Here is a 16,721-nt window from a genome sequence, read left to right as displayed (position 1 = left end):
TTATTTTAAGTAAAAAACTAGCTAGGAAAATCTATGGATATAAGAAAAGAATATTTAGAATTTTTTAAATCAAAAGGACACGAAATCACTCCTTCAAGCCCTTTGGTGCCTGATGATGCAACTTTACTTTTTACTAATGCAGGTATGGTACCTTTTAAAAGCATATTTACCGGAGAAGTACCACGCCCTAATCCTCCGCGTAAAACAAGCTGTCAAACTTGTATAAGAGCCGGTGGAAAACATAATGACTTAGACAATGTAGGCTATACGGCAAGACATCATACTTTCTTTGAAATGCTTGGGAATTTTAGTTTTGGAGATTATTTTAAAGAACAAGCCATTGCTTATGCTTGGGAATTCGTAACTGAAGTTTTAAAATTACCTAAAGAAAAATTATATGTAACCGTTCATGAAAGTGATGATGAAGCATATGAGCTTTGGCAAAAGCATATAGAAAAAGAAAGAATTTATAAATTTGGCGATAAAGATAATTTCTGGCAAATGGGCGATACTGGACCATGCGGGCCTTGTAGTGAAATTTTTTATGATCAAGGCGCTGAGCATTTTAATTCTAGTGAAGATTATATGGGTGGAGATGGAGATAGGTTCTTAGAAATTTGGAACCTAGTTTTTATGCAGTATGAAAGAAGTGCAGATGGAACGCTTACTCCATTACCAAAACCAAGTATTGATACAGGCATGGGGCTTGAAAGAGTTAGTGCTATAAAAGAAGGAAAATTTAGTAATTTTGATAGTTCTTTGTTTATGCCTATTATTGAGAGTATTGCAAAACTTTGCGGTAAAACTTATACTTATGAAAGCGGAGCTAGTTATAGAGTAATTGCTGATCATATAAGATCAAGTGTATTTTTACTTGCTCAAGGAGTTGGGTTTGATAAAGAAGGCAGGGGCTATGTTTTAAGAAGAATTATGCGTCGTGCCTTAAGACATGGATATTTGTTAGGTCTTAAAAGAGCTTTTATGTATGAGCTTGTAGATGTAGTTTGTGAGTTAATGGGTGGGCATTATACTTACTTAAATGAAAAAAAAGAATTTATTAAAGAACAAATCAAACTAGAAGAAGAAAGATTTTTAAGCACTATTGAAAATGGTATAGAAATTTTTAACGAAGAACTTAAAAAAACTAAAGATATTTTTAGTGGTAAAGTAGCTTTTAAACTTTATGATACTTATGGTTTTCCGCTTGATTTAACCCAAGATATGCTAAGAGAAAAAAATCTTAGTATAGATGAGGCTAAATTTAATGAGCTTATGCAAGAACAAAAAGATAGAGCTAAGGCTTCTTGGAAAGGAAGTGGGGATAAAGCAGTTAGCGGGGACTTTAAAGTTTTATTAGAAAAATTTGGTAAAAATGCTTTTAGTGGCTATGAAAATTATGAAGAAAAAACTAAAATCATGGCTATTTTGGATGAAAATTTTAAAATCATAACCGAAACTAAGGCAGGAGATATAGCGTGGTTAATGCTTGAAAAAACTCCATTTTACGCAACAAGTGGAGGGCAAAGTGCTGATATAGGTTTTATCAATGAAAATGAGGTTTTAGATACACAAAAATTCTTTGATATTAATCTTAGTCAAGTGAAATTAAAACAAGATCTTAAAACAAACGATGAAGTGTTAGCTTGCATAGATACTAAAAAAAGAGAACAAATTGCTAGACATCATAGTGCGACACATTTATTACACCATGCTTTAAGAGAAATTCTTGGCTCACACATTAGCCAAGCAGGCTCTTTAGTAGAACACAATAAATTAAGATTTGACTTTACTCATCCAAAAGCCCTAAATAAAGAAGAATTAAAGCAAATAGAAGCTTTAGTAAACACTTACATCATACAAGCAAATGAAGCCAAAATTGAAATTTTAGCTTTAGATGAAGCTAAAAAAAGCGGTGCAATAGCTTTATTTAGTGAAAAATATCAAGAAAAAGTAAGAGTTTTAACCCTGGGAGCTAGCAAAGAGCTTTGCGGTGGTACTCATGTGAAAAATAGCTCTGAAATAGGAAGTTTTTACATCATCAAAGAAAGTGGTGTTAGTGCTGGGGTTAGAAGGATAGAAGCGGTGGTGAGCAAAGCTGCGCTTGATTATGTTAGTGAAAATTTAAAAGAGCTTAATCAAGCCAAAGAAGAGTTAAAAACTCATGATATTTTAAGCTATGTAGCAAAATTAAAAAATGAAATAGCTAGTTTAAAAAATGAATTAAAAAATTCAAGCAAAGCAGAATTAAATTCTAAAGAACTAAATGGCATTCAATATTGTGTACAAAAAATAGATAGTGGTGATATAAAAACTATGATAGATGAGTTTAAAAACAAATTTAACAAAGCTGTAATTTTACTTTTACAAGAAAAAGAAGGTAAGATTATCATAGCAGCAGGTGTTAAAGACACTTCGTTAAAAGCTGGTGTTTTGGTAAAAGAAATTGCACAAATGCTTGGTGGAAACGGTGGCGGTAGAGATGATTTTGCAACAGCTGGTGGTAAAGATACAAGTAAAATAAAACAAGCGCTTGATCATGCTAGAAAAATCATAGAAGAAAGTCTTGCTTAATGCTTTATTTAGCTTCAAGTTCGCCTTCACGCGTTGCTTTATTAAAAGAAGCAAATATCACTTTTGAGCAAATTATTATCGATTATGATGAGAGTTTAATAAAAAAAGATAATCCAAGCTCTTATGTGCAAAAAATTGTTTTAGAAAAAGAAAGACAATTTTTTACAAAATATCCTGATTTTAAAAATGTTTTATTTGCTGATAGCATAGTTTGTGCTCAAAATATCATTCTTACTAAAGCTAAAAGCGATAATGAAGCTTTTAATATGCTCAATTTACAAAGTGGTAAAAGTATTAGCGTTTTAAGCGCGATGATTTTAGTTTTAGAAGATAAAAAGATTTTTAATCTTAGCAAGTGTGATTTGATCTTAGATAAATTTGATTTAAAAGATATGCAAGAATACATTGAGTCAAAACTTTATCAAGGTAAAGCCGGAGCTGTGATGTGTGAGGGATTTCATAAAAAATACATTAAAAAAATCATAGGTCATCAAAGTACAGCGCTAGGGCTTAATATAGAACTTTTGAAAGCATTTTTATGATAAAAATTTTAAAAATATTTCTTTCTTTTTGTATAATGTGTGCGGTTGGAGTTTTTATATTTATTGCATATTTATTTTCTGATTCTGATTTAAATCAATACACTTTTAAAGATTATAAACCACCTCTTACAACACAAATTTTTGATAAAAATGGAAAATTAGTTGCAAATGTTTTCGAGCAACACCGCTTTTATGCTCCTTATGAAGAACTTCCACCAAGACTTATAGAAGCTTTGGTAGCCATTGAAGATACTAGCTTTTTTGAACATGGCGGGGTTAATATAGATGCAATTTTTAGAGCAGCTATTAAAATCATAAGAAGCGGTGGAAAAACTATGGAAGGAGCTTCCACTCTTACTCAACAATTCATAAAAAATACAGAATTAACTCCTGAGCGTACTTTGAGCAGAAAGCTAAAAGAAGCTTTGCTTGCATATAAGATAGAAAATACTTTAACTAAAGAGCAAATTTTAGAAAGATATTTAAATTTCATCTTCTTTGGACATGGATATTATGGAGTAAAAACTGCTGCGCTTGGGTATTTTAGAAAAAATTTAGATGAGCTTAGTTTGAAAGAGATTGCTATTTTGGTAGGTATGCCAAAGGCTCCAAGTACTTATGATCCTACTAGACATTTAGATCTTTCTTTAGCTAGAGCAAATAGCGTAGTACAAAGAATGTATAATCTTGGTTGGATTTCTAAAGAAGAGTATGAAAACGCCTTAAAAGAAATTCCAAAAGTATATGATGATACTTTAACACAAAATGCAGCCCCTTATGTTACTCAAGAAGTTTTAAAACAACTAAGCGGGATTAAAGACTTAAAAAGTGGTGGCTACAAAATAGAGCTTGCCATTGATCTTGATGTGCAAAATATTGCAAGAGAAGCTTTAAAATTTGGCTATGATGAAATAGTTAAAAGAGATAAAGATGCAAATTTAAGCACACTCAATGGAGCTATGATAGTAGCAAATCATCAAAATGGAGACATTTTAGCCTTAGTTGGCGGGGTAAATTACACAAAAAGTAATTTCAACCGCGCCACTCAAAGCTTAAGACAACCGGGGAGTTCTTTTAAGCCTTTCTTATATCAAATTGCCATTGACATGGGCTATTCTCCTATGAGTAAGGTTGCTGATATTTCAAGAATTTTTGAAAGTACTAAAAAAGATGAGAAAGATTGGAAACCTAAAAATTATGGTGGAAAATTTCTAGGACTCATAAGTTTAAAAGAAGCGCTAACTGGCTCAAGAAACCTAGCTACCATAAATTTAGCTCTTGCCCTAGGACTTGATGTAATCCACGATAAGCTTCAATTTATGGGCTTTGAAAACATACCAGTTGATTTATCTATAGTTTTGGGTAGCTTTGGAATTTCCATTTATGATTATGCTAAACTTTACACGGTATTTGGAAACTATGGTGTGCAAAAAGACTTATTACTCATTAAAAGAATAATCGATAAAAATGGTAAAATAGTAGTAGAATTTAATTCCGGAGAAAGAAAAATCAGCGAACCTGAACAAGCCTTTTTAGTCAATGATATGATGCAAAATGTTGTAAAAAAAGGCACTGGGCGTAATGCTAGAGTAGAAGGGATTGAAATAGCTGGAAAAACAGGTACTTCAAATAAAAGTATAGATGCGTGGTTTTGTGGCTTAACTCCTGAAATAGAAGCTATCATTTGGTATGGAAATGATGATAATAAGCCTATGAAACAAATAGAAGGTGGTGCAAGAACTGCTGCGCCGGTTTTTAAAGAATTTTTAACAAAATACTTAGAACTTTATCCTGATAGTGCTAGAAAATTTATCATCCCAAAAGGGGTTTATCAAGGAATTTATGAAAAACAAAGAGAGTACTACACCAATACTTCTCCATTTCCAAAAAACAACCCTGCTCTATCTGAAAATAATGAGGTAATTTTTTAAAAATATTTTTTATAAAATAATAAAAATTATCCTTCTATTTTCCTTTATATGTTTTAATATCACAAAATATATAAAGGATGCTTCATGAATATCACAAACGAACAATTATATAACAAAAGACGCCATTTTTTAAAACTAGGTGCTGGAGCTTTAGTTAGTTCAGCTTTAGTTCAATCTGAATTAATGGCATTAAATTTCTTTCCTGATCCTAACAATGAAAAATTAAATTTAAGTGAAGAAAAAATTGCAACTAATTATGTTAATTTTTATGAATTTTCTACTGATAAAAAAAGAGCTGTTGAGCTTGCAAAAAATTTCAACACAAATGGTTGGAAAATAGAAGTTAGCGGGGAAGTTGAAGAACCTTTGACTTTAACTATGCAAGATTTATTGGCTTTTCCATTAGAAGAGAGAATTTATAGATTTCGCTGTGTTGAAACTTGGTCCATGGTGGTGCCTTGGGTTGGTTTTGAATTGCGTGCTTTAATAGAAAAATGTAAAGTTAAAAGTGAGGCTAAATTTATAAAATTTACCACTCTTTTTGATAAAAATCAATTTGCCGATCAAGCCTCATTTTTTCCAACTCTTGATTATCCTTATGTAGAAGGCTTAAGATTAGATGAGGCTATGCACCCACTAACACTTATGGCTGTGGGCATGTATAAAAAGCCTTTATTAGGACAAAATGGAGCACCGATTCGCCTTGTAGTTCCATGGAAGTATGGCTTTAAAAGTATAAAATCTATTGTAAAAATAGAATTTACCAAAGAACAACCTAAAAGCACATGGGAGTTAGCAAACCCTAGAGAATATGGATTTTATGCTAATGTTAATCCAAATGTCTCGCACCCAAGATGGTCTCAAGCAAACGAGCGTCCTTTGGGAGATTTTTTCACTAAGCCTACGCAAATGTTTAATGGCTATGAAAAAGAAGTAGCGCATTTGTATAAAGATATGGATTTAAAGGTTAATTTTTAATGAGCAAAAAAGTTTATAATATCAGTGGATTTTTAGCTTTTGTTTTAAGTATTGTTTTTAGTGTTTATCAAATCATGCAAGAATTTGATATTGTAAAATCTGTATATTTTTATAGTGGTGTATTTGGCTTAATCTTTTTTGGATTAAGCCTATTTTTTTCACTTTTAAAGTATAAACACACAAAAGATTACCCTAAATTTTTAGGTTTTTATGCATTTTTTTGGGTTTTGATTCACTTTTTTAATTACTTTGCTTTTAGTAAAAATTTAGATTTAATGCTTTTTTTCAAAGATACTTTTAGTAAAAATTTAGAATTTAGTGGTTTTATAAGCTTTTTTATACTCACACTTATGTTTATAAGCTCATTTAAGCTTTTTAAAAAATTAAGTAAGATAAGAAAACTTGGCTATTTTTGCTTTTTACTAGTATCTTGGCATTATTTTTTATCTGCAAAAATACCGCAAATTCCACATTTTTTAGCACTGAGCCTAGCTTTAATTTTTTTGTTCTTTAAATTATGGAATAATTACAAAAAAAGAAGAAGTAAATATTTACAAGCTCAATCATTATAAAAACATTTTATATTTTCCACAAACCCTCAACAGAGAGTTTGTGATTTAATCATCGTTTTTAATACTAATATAAACTAACGCTAAAAGCATATAGGTTACTAATCTAGTAGCATCAGGCAAACCATTCCAAGTTTTACTCATCCACATGCCAAACCACTCTGCAGCCACCACTTGAAAACCAAAAAACCATAACAAACAACAACAAGTTAAAGCAATGATTCCAATTTTTTTAGCTTCATGGAAAGTTTTTGCATCTAAATTTCTTGCTTTAAACATATCTAAAGCACCTTTTAAAGCAGTCAGCATAATAAAAGCTTCAAAACAAATAATAAAGATATAGGCAATATGATGGATCGTAGAATTTGTAATAGCCCTATAAATAATAGCATTACCTAAATAATCAGGCTTAGTATCCATACTCATAACATGTTTTACAAACTGAAAATTTGAATTATAATCAGTTATATTACCAAAAACAACAATAGCAGCCAAAGAGGCAACGGTAAGCAAGATAATCATTTTAGAATATCTTATTACACTCATCATAGAAAAACTACAATTGCAATTCATTAAATACTCCTTTTTGTTAAAATTATATTAATATAATACAACAAATATTAAATAAAACTGAAATATCTAACGCAATCTTAAAGAATTGACTACAACCGTTACCGAACTAAAACACATTGCTAAAGCTGCCAAATGCGGACTAAGACTTATAAATGACACAAGACCTGCCGCAATGGGAATACATAAAGCATTATAAACAAAAGCCCAAAAAAGATTAAGTTTGATGATATTTTTAGTTCTTTGAGAAAGCTCAAAACAATAAGCTATTAAAGATAAATCATCTTTTATCAAAATCAAATCTCCGCTTTTTTTAGCAAGCTCACTTGCTTTAGAAAAACTTATGCTTGCGCTAGCTAAATTTAAAGCAGGAGCATCATTGATACCATCTCCTATAAAAAGAACTTTTTCTTTTTTGATTTTTTCTTTTATGAAATCAAGTTTTTGCTCAGGTTTTAAATCAGAATAATATTCATCAACATTAAGTTCATTTGCTATTTTAGTAACACTTTTTTTATTATCACCACTTAAAATAATACTTTTTATACCTTTTTGTTTTAAATTTGCTATCAAATTTTTAGCTTCGTTTTTAAGTTCATTTTTTAAACAAACCCCACCAAGACAAATATTATTTTTTGCAAAATACAAACATATAGGTGCTTGATCTTCAAATTCTTGCAAAAATTGCTTGCTTTTTTGTATATCAACACTATTTTCAAGCATTAATTTTTCATTGCCTATTAAATATTTATCATCATTTTCCTCATAAAGCAAACCACTACCCACTAAAACACTTAATTTTCCTTGTAAATTTAAATTTACATTCAATTTTTTAGTAAAAGCCTTTGCGATTGGATGTGAGCTTAAATTTTCAATTTGCGTGAGTTTTTGAAAATTTTCTTGAGTTAGATCATGCTTATAAACACTTAAATCATCTTGACTTAAAGTGCCTGTTTTATCAAAAATAGCAAGTTTTATACTAGCTAAATTCTCTAATACCGCTGGATTTTTTACTAAGATAAAATTTCTTGCACCATTTGCTAAAGCACTAACTATGGCTATAGGGGTTGCTAAGCCCAAAGCGCAAGGACAAGAGATTAAAAGAGTGGCACAAGCATGTAAAAATGCTGCGTTGACTCCTTCTTTAAAATACCAAAAAACAAACACAAAAAGCGATAAAACAATAATACAAGCTACAAAATAAGCTGAAATTTTATTAGCTAAATTTGCTAAAGGTGTTTTGATATTGCCTGCTTTAAAAACAAGATCTTTAATTTGTTCTAATGAGCTTTCAATCGCCTTTTTACTAGCTTTAATCTTTAAGCTTCCATTAATCAACACACTTCCTGCTAGAATTTCATCATTTTGCTTTTTCAAAAGTGGTAAAAATTCTCCTGTTAAAAAACTCACATCAACCTCAGCCTCGCCTGCTATAATCACCCCATCAACAACAACGCTTTCACCCTCTTTTACTAAAATCACATCATTTTCTTTTACAAAAGCACTAGGTATGCTTTTTATACTTGCATCTTCTAAGATTATATTAGCTTTTTTAATATCTATATTTTTTAGTTTGTTTTGATATTCTAAGGATTTAAATTTAGCCTTTTCTTCTAAGTATTTACCTAATAAAACAAAGCTTACAATCATCGCTCCGCCACTAAAATACAAATAACCATCTTTACTAAATACCTCAAAATACACAAAAAAAGAATATATAAAAGAAGTAAAAGCACCTAAGGATATCAAGGTATTCATATCTAAATTTTTATGTTTTAATCCTTTAAGAGCGTGGATAAAAAAACCTTTTCCATAATAAAAAATCGCTATCATAGATAAAAACATTTGAATTAAAGCAGAAACATTTCCTTGAACAAACATTTCAAAATACATCACAATAGAGCTTAAAATTATACTCACAATAAGCTTTGTTTTCATATTTTTAAGCTCTTTAAGTTTAAATTCGTATAAATTTTGCTCTTCTTGTAATATCTCAAAACCCAAAGCCTTAATTTTTTCTTTGATCTTTGCTTCTAAAGATAAATCTTTAAGCAAAAACACTCCACTAGAATTGACATAAGAAACACTTACATCTTCTACCCCATCAATTTTTGCACAAACTTTTTCTATAGCATTAGAGCAATTAACACAGGTCATATTGCCTATTTTTAACTTTAATTCATGCTTCATCTGTCTCAAAACCTAAATCTTGCAATTGTTTTTTAAACTCTTCAACTTGCTCTGCTTTTAAATCAATCTCTATGCTTTTATTTTCAACACTTATTTGCATAGCACCAAATTCATCTTCCAATGAAGCTTTGATTAAATTTACACAACTTTGACAATTAATATTTTTAGTTTTTATAATCATTTATTCTCCTTTTTCTCTGTATTCATATTTATAAGTGTGAAAAATTTTATTTTTTATAAATTTAAAACCCATTTTTTCATAAAGCATTTTTGCATTTATATTTTCATCTTCTACGATTAATGAAAGTTTTTTATCATTTTTCAAAGATTCATCGAAGGCATATTCAATCAATTTCTTAGCAATGCCTTTCCCTCTTGCCTTTTCATCTACGCAAATACTATCTAAATAAAACTCATTATCGCATTCTTTTAAAACTTTTTCATTAATTCCTAAAAATTCTAAATGCTCATTTAAAGGCTTATCTAGCTCATCTGCCAAAGCCCCATCATAAAAACAAATCACACCTAAAATTTCATTATCTTCTTCATAAACATATATATTTTCATAGCTTAAACGATTATTTTCTTGAGTGAAGAAATTTTCTAAAACCTCTATGGCTTTTTGATGATCATTATAGCCACTAAGTTTATATATAAAATGATCCATTGCCAAAGCAAGCAATTGTATGCATTTTTTAACATCATCTTTCCTAGCTTTTCTGATCACTCTTTTGCTCCTTTAAAATCAAATTTAGACTTCTTAGTTTATACTTTTAACTTTAAAACAATATAAGAAAGAGAGAATTTATGGGAAGAGCGTTTGAATATCGCAGAGCCTCTAAAGAAGCAAGATGGGATAAAATGAGCAAACTTTTTCCAAAACTTGCAAAGGCTATACAAGTAGCAGCAAAAGAAGGCGGAGCTGATCCTGATATGAACCCAAAGCTTCGTAGTGCCATAGCTACTGCAAAAGCTAATAATATGCCAAAAGACAATATCGATGCAGCTATTAAAAGAGCAAGTGGAAAAGATAGTGCTGATATTAAAAATATCCACTATGAGGGAAAAGCAGCACATGGGGCTTTAATCATTGTTGAGTGTATGAGTGATAATCCTACACGCACAGTGGCTAATGTAAAAGCAATTTTTAGCAAAAATGGTGGAGAAATTTTACAAAATGGCTCTTTGACTTTTATGTTTTCACATAAAGCTGTTTTTCATCTTGAAAAATATGATGGAGATCTAGAAGAACTTGAACTTGAACTCATTGATGCGGGACTTGAAGAACTTGAACAAAATGAAGAAGAATTACTAATTATAGGTGATTACACTGCTTTTGGTGAACTTAGTAACGCCATAGAAAAAAAAGACTTAGTGCTTAAAAAAGCAGGACTTGAATATCTTGCTAATAACCCCGTAAGCTTTAGCGAAGAGCAACTTCTTGATATTGAAAAATTGCTTGATAAATTAGAAGATGATGATGATGTACAAGCAGTTTATACCAACATAGAATAGGAGCAAAAAATGCTTAAAAAAATCGACATAAAAGATGCAAAAAAATACAATTTTGCTATCATTAGCACCGAAAAAGGTGATATGAAATTAGAATTATTTCCCGATGAAGCACCACAAACTGTGTGTAATTTTGCCAACTTAGCCAATGAAGGTTTTTATGATGAGCTTGTTTTTCACCGCGTGATTCCAAATTTTGTAATACAAGGTGGTTGTCCTTATGGTATAGGTTCAGGTGGCCCTGGTTATGAGATAGAATGTGAATGTGACGATCAAAAACACAAGCACTTAAGAGGTAGCTTATCTATGGCTCATGCTGGTAGAGATACAGGTGGTTCACAATTTTTTATTTGTCACAGCCCACAACCTCATTTAGATGGAGTGCATACTATCTTTGGACAAATCAATCCTGAAGACAAAGAAAGTTTAGAAGTACTAGATAGCATTAGAGCAGGAGATAAAATCAAAACTATCCAAATTTTAGAAAAACTTTAATTTTACATCTCCTTAAAATTGTGCTATGATTTTTTAAGGAGATTAGTTATGCATTTTATTTTTATTTGTATTCATCTTATCTGTGCTATATTTTTTATAGCCTATGTATTTTTTGATGTTTGTGTTTATTGCTTTGCTTATAAACACGAAAGCAAAGAAGATTGCGATAAAATTAAAAAAGCCTATGCCAAATCAAGTATTTTTATTTTTGCTAGTATTTTTATCTTACTTTTATTGAGTGGTTTTTATCTTTTAAGTTTTTATGAATTTAATTCTTTTTGGGATTTTTTTGCAAGCAATTTTGGAGTATTTTTATTTATCAAGCTTTTGCTACTAATAACAATGTTAGCTTTAACTTGTTATTCTTTGTTTTTTATAAGAATTTTAAAAAGAAAAGATCCTTTAAAATCTCACTTGATTGCTTTGATTTTATGTATTTTAATAGTCATTTGTGCAAAAGCCATGCTATATTTTTAAAACATTAAAACTAAATTTATATCATTAGTTTAAAAAATTAAAGGGTATTTATGCTTGGTGATATTATAGATTTTTTACTTACTCTTACAAAAGATTGGGGTTACTGGGGGATTATCTTTCTTATGTTTATAGAAAGCTCCTTTTTTCCTTTTCCTAGTGAAGTAGTGATGATACCTGCTGGATATTTAGCTCATCAAAACGAACTTAACTTTTGGCTATGTCTACTTTGTGGGACTTTTGGAGCTCTTTTGGGTGCTTTATTAAATTATTACTTATGTTATTTTTTAGGGCGTAATGTTATTTTAAAAATATGTAAATATTTTGGAGTTAATGAAACAAAATTTGCTCAGTTTGAAGCCTTTTTCAATAAACATGGTGAAATATCAACATTTAGTGGTAGATTAATCCCTGGATTGCGTCAATACATTTCCTTACCTGCTGGACTTGCAAGAATGAATTTGAAAAAATTTATATTTTATACTAGTTTAGGAGCTGGAATTTGGTGTTTAATTTTACTTATATTAGGTTATATTTTAGGTAAAAATGAAGACTTACTTAAAGAATATCTACATTTTGTTATTATTGCTTGTATTATTTTTATAAGTATGCTTTTAACTATCTATATTTATATACAAAAAAAGAAAAATCACACTTAAATTTTATTAACTTCCTTAAATTACCTAGTGCATATGTTTTTAATATTTTTACAAAAATATTTTAAATTTATAAGATTTTATATTTTAATTTTGATAAAATCTTTAAAAACTATTTTAAAGAATATTTATGCAAAAACCATCAATTCAAAATTTAACTAATTTTTTAATCGAATATATTAGCGTTTTTCTAAGTGCAGGAACTTACACAGCAAGAGTAGCAAAATGCGTTGGAAGGATAGCTAATGCGTATGGTTATGAAATTAATATGAATTTTTTCTTTCATCATACTACGCTAAATATTTTTGATAAAGATGATAACTCTATACAAAGAACCTACATCATACCTAACAAACACAACCATATTAATTTTAAACTTATTTTAGAACTTAGTGCATTAAGTTGGCAAATTCATGATCATAAATATAACCTAGAAGAAGCCAAAATTTCTCTTTTAAAACTCAAACAAACCAAAAGAAATCCTTTTTTAGCTAATTTATTTTTAGTTTCAGCAGCAAATTCGGCCTTTTGTAAGCTATTTGGGGGAGATTTTTATGGATGTTTATTTGTATTTTTAGCTACTTTGGTGGGTTTTAGTTTGAGAGTTTTACTCACTAGAATAAAAATTGATTTAAGAATTCAATATATTTTTTGCTCTTTTTTATCTTCTTTTATTGTGTTTTTTGGAGTGGATTTAAAGCTTATACAAGAAGCAAATATTGCTTTGGGTTCTAGTATCTTGTATTTAATACCTGGAGTTTATTTTATAAACTCAATTATAGATATTTTAAAAGATCACATACTTATGGGTTTTAGTCGTATTATTAGTGTGGCGATATTGGTATGCTGTATTGCTATTGGAATTTATACCACTCTTAGCATTAGTGACTTTGGAATTTTAAGATGATTGATTATTCTTCTATACTTTGGGATATGTTTTTTGCAGCTTTAACAGGATTTGGTTTTGCTTATGTGTGTAATCCGCCCTTTAAAACACTCATACTCTCAGCCATATTAGCCGCCATAGCACATGGTATGCGTTTTACTCTAATGGGGTATTTTGGCTTTCAAACTTTAGCTATTGCGACCTTTATAGCTTCTTTTAGCATAGGTTGTCTTGGTTTGTTTTTGGCTAAGATTTTTAAAACACCTGCTGAAATTATAGCTTTTCCTGCTCTTATCCCTATGATACCCGGAATTTACGCATACAAAGCTATATTGTATTTGATTTCTTTTATACGCTCAGAGGATATTGGCGAAAAAACTAATTTTTTGATTCATTTTTTTGATTATTTCTTTACAACACTTTCGGTAACATTAGCTCTAGCAGTAGGAGTAAGCATAACCTTGCTTTTATTTTTTGAACAAAGCTTTATGATGACAAGAAGTATTAAAAAAAGCAAAAATCACGATCAAAATTAATCGTGATTCATTTTATTCTTTGCCTCTATTCCCATGAGTGCAAAAGCTGTTTTAATACTCAAGGCACATATGGCAAAAAGTTTTAAAAGCTCATCTTCATTGCTTGAGCCAACAACTTTATTTTCATTATAAAATTTATGAAATAAAGAGGCTAAATTTTTTAAATAATCAGGAATTTTTTGCAAGGCTCTTGATTCGAATGCATCATTAAGTACTGCTTTTAAATTTAAGCTTTCAAACAAAAGATTCATACCATCTTCATTTAAACTCTCAAATTTAGCATATATAACATCATTTACACTCTTACCTGCTTTGGCAAATACTTGATGAATTCTCGCATGAGCATAATTAATATAATACACAGGATTAGAGCTGTCTTCTTTTTTAAACTCATCTACATCAAATTCCAAATGCGTATCACATTTTTTACTGATAAAAATATATCTTAGCACATCACTACCAAGTTCTTCTAAAACATCACCCATTAAAATGAAATTTCCTGCTCTTTTACTCATCTTATAAGGCTCGCCATTTTTTAAGAGTGAAACCATTTGTGCTAAGATAATTTCAAGATTTTGACTATCATGACCTAAAAATTCCATAGCAGCTTTCATTCTAGCAATATAGCCGTGATGATCAGCCCCCCATATATTGATACACTTATCATAACCACGACTCATTTTATCTTTATGATAAACTATATCAGCAGCTAGATAAGTTCCTTTTCCATTATCTTTAATAATCACACGATCTTTTTCATCACCTTTAGCACTTGATGCAAGCCATATTTTACCATCTTGCTCATAAGTACCACCATGCTCTTTTAAGGCTTTTAAAGTATTTTCTAATTCACTATAATAGCTTGTTTCACTCACATAAGTATCAATAAATATCTTAGCATCGGCTAAATTTTGCTTAATAATTTTTAGCATTTTATCCTTAGCCCAAAGCGCTAATTGTGGAATATTTCCTTCTATAAAAAAATCTTTTTCAAATTCAGCAAAAGCCTCTTTTGCTACATCTACGATATATTCACCTTTATAATACTCATCAGGATATCGAACTTGCTCTTTTAAACAATGCTCTTTTACTGCAAGCAATATAGAAAGACCCAAAAGATAAATTTGATTACCCGCATCATTAACATAATATTCTGTATCAAATTTATATCCTAAATGTCTAGCAACCCTAGTTAAAGTATCACCAAAAATAGCCCCTCTAGCATGCCCTATGTGTAAAGGTCCTGTTGGATTTGCACTAACATATTCAAGTAAAAAACTCTGCTCTTTTTTTTCATCTTTTGCAAAATTTTCACTATCACTCAAAGCTTGCGTAGACAAAGAATTTAAAAAAGCCTTTGAAAGCTTAAAATTTACATAACCATTTAAAGCCTCTACACTTTCAAAACAATCACAATCTTTTAACTTAGCAACAATATCATTAGCAATTATTATAGGGTTTTGCCTTAATTCTTTAGCTAAAGAAAAAGCCAAAGGTGTAGCAAAATGGGCTAAATTTTTATTCTTAGGATTTTCTAAGATAAAATCTCTTCCTAGTTTCTCTTTAATTTCTTTATAAACTAAAGTTTTCAACATATCGCCTTAAGCTTTTTTTGTTTCTTCATTATTTTCTTTTACTAGCACATCTTTTTCGTTGATTTTTTCAATTTTTTGTGCATCTTCTTGAACGATTTTTTTATCATCATCAGTATTCATTTCATCTTTAAAAGTTTTAATACCTTTTCCTAAACCTTTAGCAAGCTCTGGAATTTTTTTAGCACCAAAAAGTAATACTACAATAAGTAATATAATTAACCATTGGGTTCCACTTGGCATATGCATTTTATTCTCCTTTATTCCATTGAATTTGAATTTGTTTTAAATCATGTTTTGTACTTTTTAATTTTGAAGCTTCAAAAACTGCTTCTAGCTCCCTATAACTTTTTTCTAGATCATCATTTATGATTAAAAAATCATATCGATCCAAATAAGCCATTTCATCACTAGCATTTTCTAATCTTTTGCTAATATCTTCTATTTTATCAGTATTTCGCTTAAGCAATCTTTTTTCAAGTTCTTTTTTATCTTTAGTTGTGATAAATACAGAAGTAATATAATTAGGCATTTTTTCTTTAGCTATGCAAAAGCCTTGCACATCTATATCAAAAATGACACTTTTACCCTCTTGCAATGCTTTTTTTACAGGAATTAACGATGTACCATAGTAATTTTTATGCACTAAAGCCCATTCTAAAAAATCACCTTTTTCTATACCTTGTTTAAATTCTTCTTCACTGATAAAAAAATAATCTACTCCATTTTTTTCATTTTCCCTAGGAGCTCTTGTTGTGCTTGAAATAGAAAAATAAATATTATCTTTTTCTTTAAAAAGTTTTTGAAGCAAGGTACTCTTACCTGCTCCACTTGGCCCTGAAATAATTAAAATTTGACCGCTCAATGTTTATCCTCATCAAAGCTTATATTGATGTTTATATTCATCTTCATACCTTTTAAGGCTGCTTTTAAAGTATCATCAGTAATACTTGAAGTAATGGTTTGAGCTATACTCTTACTAAGCTCATTTACCATTTCATCTTCTTGTAAATTTTCTATTTTTTCTTGAGTGCTTAATCTATTTTCTTCTTTCTTTTCTACAATAGCTGGAGCAAGCTCTTCGCCTAAAGCCAACATAATATCATTTTCATTTAAATTTGCAAACTCATCTTGTGTATCGTCTAAAATTTCGCTCATATTTTCCTCTATATTTTCCTCTATATTTTCCTCTATATTTTCCTCTATATTTTCCTCTATA

The 16,721-nt window shown here is 29.8% G+C and carries 18 protein-coding genes and 1 pseudogene; 11 read left to right on the top strand and 8 right to left on the bottom strand.

All coding sequences use genetic code 11. The annotated features are described in order from the left end of the window. The first annotated feature begins 33 nt into the window (after positions 1–33). From alaS to L8W56_RS00075, 5 genes are all read left to right on the top strand, one after another. Complete coding sequence (alaS, locus tag L8W56_RS00095) at positions 34–2,571, top strand: alanine--tRNA ligase (protein ID WP_263659027.1); 2,538 nt, start codon at positions 34–36, stop codon at positions 2,569–2,571. Then, positions 2,571–3,113 carry a septum formation inhibitor Maf gene (gene maf / locus L8W56_RS00090; protein WP_263659026.1) on the top strand — a complete coding sequence of 181 codons (543 nt, stop codon included), beginning with the start codon at positions 2,571–2,573 and terminating at the stop codon, positions 3,111–3,113. The genes alaS and maf overlap by 1 nt, the downstream gene beginning before the upstream one ends. After that, entirely contained in the window at positions 3,113–5,044 is a 1,932-nt protein-coding gene (locus L8W56_RS00085) for a PBP1A family penicillin-binding protein (RefSeq protein ID WP_263659135.1), read from the top strand. The genes maf and L8W56_RS00085 overlap by 1 nt, the downstream gene beginning before the upstream one ends. An 84-nt stretch (positions 5,045–5,128) precedes the next feature. Beyond that, on the top strand, positions 5,129–6,022 hold the full coding sequence (msrP, locus tag L8W56_RS00080) for a protein-methionine-sulfoxide reductase catalytic subunit MsrP (protein ID WP_133318683.1): 894 nt from the start codon (positions 5,129–5,131) through the stop codon (positions 6,020–6,022). Beyond that, complete coding sequence (locus tag L8W56_RS00075) at positions 6,022–6,594, top strand: sulfite oxidase heme-binding subunit YedZ (RefSeq protein WP_133318682.1); 573 nt, start codon at positions 6,022–6,024, stop codon at positions 6,592–6,594. The genes msrP and L8W56_RS00075 overlap by 1 nt, the downstream gene beginning before the upstream one ends. Positions 6,595–6,639: 45 nt before the next feature. On the opposite strand, the gene L8W56_RS00070 is transcribed toward L8W56_RS00075, so the two are convergent. The 4 genes from L8W56_RS00070 to L8W56_RS00055 form a co-directional block, all read right to left on the bottom strand. Further along, complete coding sequence (locus tag L8W56_RS00070) at positions 6,640–7,164, bottom strand: DUF2165 family protein (RefSeq protein WP_263659025.1); 525 nt, start codon at positions 7,162–7,164, stop codon at positions 6,640–6,642. Between the two features lie 66 nt (positions 7,165–7,230). Next, a complete protein-coding gene (locus L8W56_RS00065; protein ID WP_263659024.1) occupies positions 7,231–9,351 on the bottom strand; it encodes a heavy metal translocating P-type ATPase in 2,121 nt (706 codons plus the stop codon). After that, the gene (locus tag L8W56_RS00060) at positions 9,341–9,532 is read right to left on the bottom strand and encodes a cation transporter (protein WP_263659023.1); all 192 of its coding nucleotides are present in this window, start codon (positions 9,530–9,532) and stop codon (positions 9,341–9,343) included. Before L8W56_RS00060 ends, L8W56_RS00065 begins: the two co-directional genes overlap by 11 nt. Then, positions 9,533–10,078 carry a GNAT family N-acetyltransferase gene (locus L8W56_RS00055; protein ID WP_263659022.1) on the bottom strand — a complete coding sequence of 182 codons (546 nt, stop codon included), beginning with the start codon at positions 10,076–10,078 and terminating at the stop codon, positions 9,533–9,535. It lies immediately after the preceding gene. 80 nt (positions 10,079–10,158) lie between these two features. On the opposite strand from L8W56_RS00055, the gene L8W56_RS00050 reads away from it, so the two are divergent. The 6 genes from L8W56_RS00050 to L8W56_RS00025 all read left to right on the top strand — a co-directional run bounded on the left by L8W56_RS00050 (position 10,159) and on the right by L8W56_RS00025 (position 13,910). After that, positions 10,159–10,866: a YebC/PmpR family DNA-binding transcriptional regulator gene (locus L8W56_RS00050; protein ID WP_263659021.1), complete on the top strand. Its 708-nt coding sequence runs from the start codon at positions 10,159–10,161 to the stop codon at positions 10,864–10,866. A gap of 9 nt (positions 10,867–10,875) precedes the next feature. After that, the gene (locus tag L8W56_RS00045; protein WP_133318677.1) at positions 10,876–11,358 is read left to right on the top strand and encodes a peptidylprolyl isomerase; all 483 of its coding nucleotides are present in this window, start codon (positions 10,876–10,878) and stop codon (positions 11,356–11,358) included. A 48-nt stretch (positions 11,359–11,406) separates the two neighbouring features. Further along, on the top strand, positions 11,407–11,835 hold the full coding sequence (locus tag L8W56_RS00040) for a trehalose-6-phosphate synthase (protein WP_263659020.1): 429 nt from the start codon (positions 11,407–11,409) through the stop codon (positions 11,833–11,835). Positions 11,836–11,885: 50 nt separating this feature from the next. Then, a complete protein-coding gene (locus L8W56_RS00035; RefSeq protein WP_263659019.1) occupies positions 11,886–12,491 on the top strand; it encodes a DedA family protein in 606 nt (201 codons plus the stop codon). 127 nt (positions 12,492–12,618) lie between these two features. After that, a complete protein-coding gene (locus tag L8W56_RS00030) occupies positions 12,619–13,395 on the top strand; it encodes a threonine/serine ThrE exporter family protein (RefSeq protein WP_220566900.1) in 777 nt (258 codons plus the stop codon). Further along, entirely contained in the window at positions 13,392–13,910 is a 519-nt protein-coding gene (locus tag L8W56_RS00025; RefSeq protein WP_133318673.1) for a threonine/serine exporter family protein, read from the top strand. The genes L8W56_RS00030 and L8W56_RS00025 overlap by 4 nt, the downstream gene beginning before the upstream one ends. On the opposite strand, the gene argS is transcribed toward L8W56_RS00025, so the two are convergent. The 4 genes and pseudogenes from argS to L8W56_RS00005 all read right to left on the bottom strand — a co-directional run. Next, positions 13,907–15,505: an arginine--tRNA ligase gene (gene argS, locus L8W56_RS00020; RefSeq protein WP_412175533.1), complete on the bottom strand. Its 1,599-nt coding sequence runs from the start codon at positions 15,503–15,505 to the stop codon at positions 13,907–13,909. The two genes, L8W56_RS00025 and argS, sit on opposite strands and share 4 nt — an antisense overlap. Positions 15,506–15,511: 6 nt before the next feature. Beyond that, positions 15,512–15,751 (bottom strand): twin-arginine translocase TatA/TatE family subunit, encoded by a 240-nt coding sequence (locus L8W56_RS00015; RefSeq protein ID WP_133318671.1) that lies wholly within the window; start codon positions 15,749–15,751, stop codon positions 15,512–15,514. A gap of 1 nt (position 15,752) precedes the next feature. After that, complete coding sequence (gmk, locus tag L8W56_RS00010) at positions 15,753–16,367, bottom strand: guanylate kinase (RefSeq protein ID WP_220566902.1); 615 nt, start codon at positions 16,365–16,367, stop codon at positions 15,753–15,755. Continuing rightward, positions 16,364–16,721, bottom strand: a pseudogene (locus tag L8W56_RS00005) (highly acidic protein); the annotation flags it as partial. The gene gmk and the pseudogene L8W56_RS00005, both read right to left, overlap by 4 nt.

Source organism: Campylobacter sp. IFREMER_LSEM_CL1085 (assembly GCF_025772235.1).
In the GTDB taxonomy this organism is placed as follows: domain Bacteria; phylum Campylobacterota; class Campylobacteria; order Campylobacterales; family Campylobacteraceae; genus Campylobacter_D; species Campylobacter_D lari_D.
The sequence above is the reverse complement of the archived record's forward strand: the minus strand, read 5'-3'. Positions and strand labels throughout refer to the sequence as shown.

Excerpts from the sequence above, each read along its gene's own strand:
- L8W56_RS00050 (WP_263659021.1), top strand. The coding sequence starts at position 10,159 with ATGGGAAGAGCGTTTGAATATCGCAGAGCCTCTAAAGAAGCAAGATGG.
- L8W56_RS00030 (WP_220566900.1), top strand. The coding sequence starts at position 12,619 with ATGCAAAAACCATCAATTCAAAATTTAACTAATTTTTTAATCGAATAT.
- L8W56_RS00025 (WP_133318673.1), top strand. The coding sequence starts at position 13,392 with ATGATTGATTATTCTTCTATACTTTGGGATATGTTTTTTGCAGCTTTA.
- L8W56_RS00060 (WP_263659023.1), bottom strand. The coding sequence starts at position 9,532 with ATGATTATAAAAACTAAAAATATTAATTGTCAAAGTTGTGTAAATTTA.
- alaS (WP_263659027.1), top strand. The coding sequence starts at position 34 with ATGGATATAAGAAAAGAATATTTAGAATTTTTTAAATCAAAAGGACAC.
- L8W56_RS00045 (WP_133318677.1), top strand. The coding sequence starts at position 10,876 with ATGCTTAAAAAAATCGACATAAAAGATGCAAAAAAATACAATTTTGCT.
- L8W56_RS00065 (WP_263659024.1), bottom strand. The coding sequence starts at position 9,351 with ATGAAGCATGAATTAAAGTTAAAAATAGGCAATATGACCTGTGTTAAT.
- maf (WP_263659026.1), top strand. The coding sequence starts at position 2,571 with ATGCTTTATTTAGCTTCAAGTTCGCCTTCACGCGTTGCTTTATTAAAA.
- L8W56_RS00070 (WP_263659025.1), bottom strand. The coding sequence starts at position 7,164 with ATGAATTGCAATTGTAGTTTTTCTATGATGAGTGTAATAAGATATTCT.
- argS (WP_412175533.1), bottom strand. The coding sequence starts at position 15,505 with ATGTTGAAAACTTTAGTTTATAAAGAAATTAAAGAGAAACTAGGAAGA.
- L8W56_RS00040 (WP_263659020.1), top strand. The coding sequence starts at position 11,407 with ATGCATTTTATTTTTATTTGTATTCATCTTATCTGTGCTATATTTTTT.
- L8W56_RS00075 (WP_133318682.1), top strand. The coding sequence starts at position 6,022 with ATGAGCAAAAAAGTTTATAATATCAGTGGATTTTTAGCTTTTGTTTTA.
- L8W56_RS00015 (WP_133318671.1), bottom strand. The coding sequence starts at position 15,751 with ATGCATATGCCAAGTGGAACCCAATGGTTAATTATATTACTTATTGTA.
- L8W56_RS00035 (WP_263659019.1), top strand. The coding sequence starts at position 11,886 with ATGCTTGGTGATATTATAGATTTTTTACTTACTCTTACAAAAGATTGG.
- msrP (WP_133318683.1), top strand. The coding sequence starts at position 5,129 with ATGAATATCACAAACGAACAATTATATAACAAAAGACGCCATTTTTTA.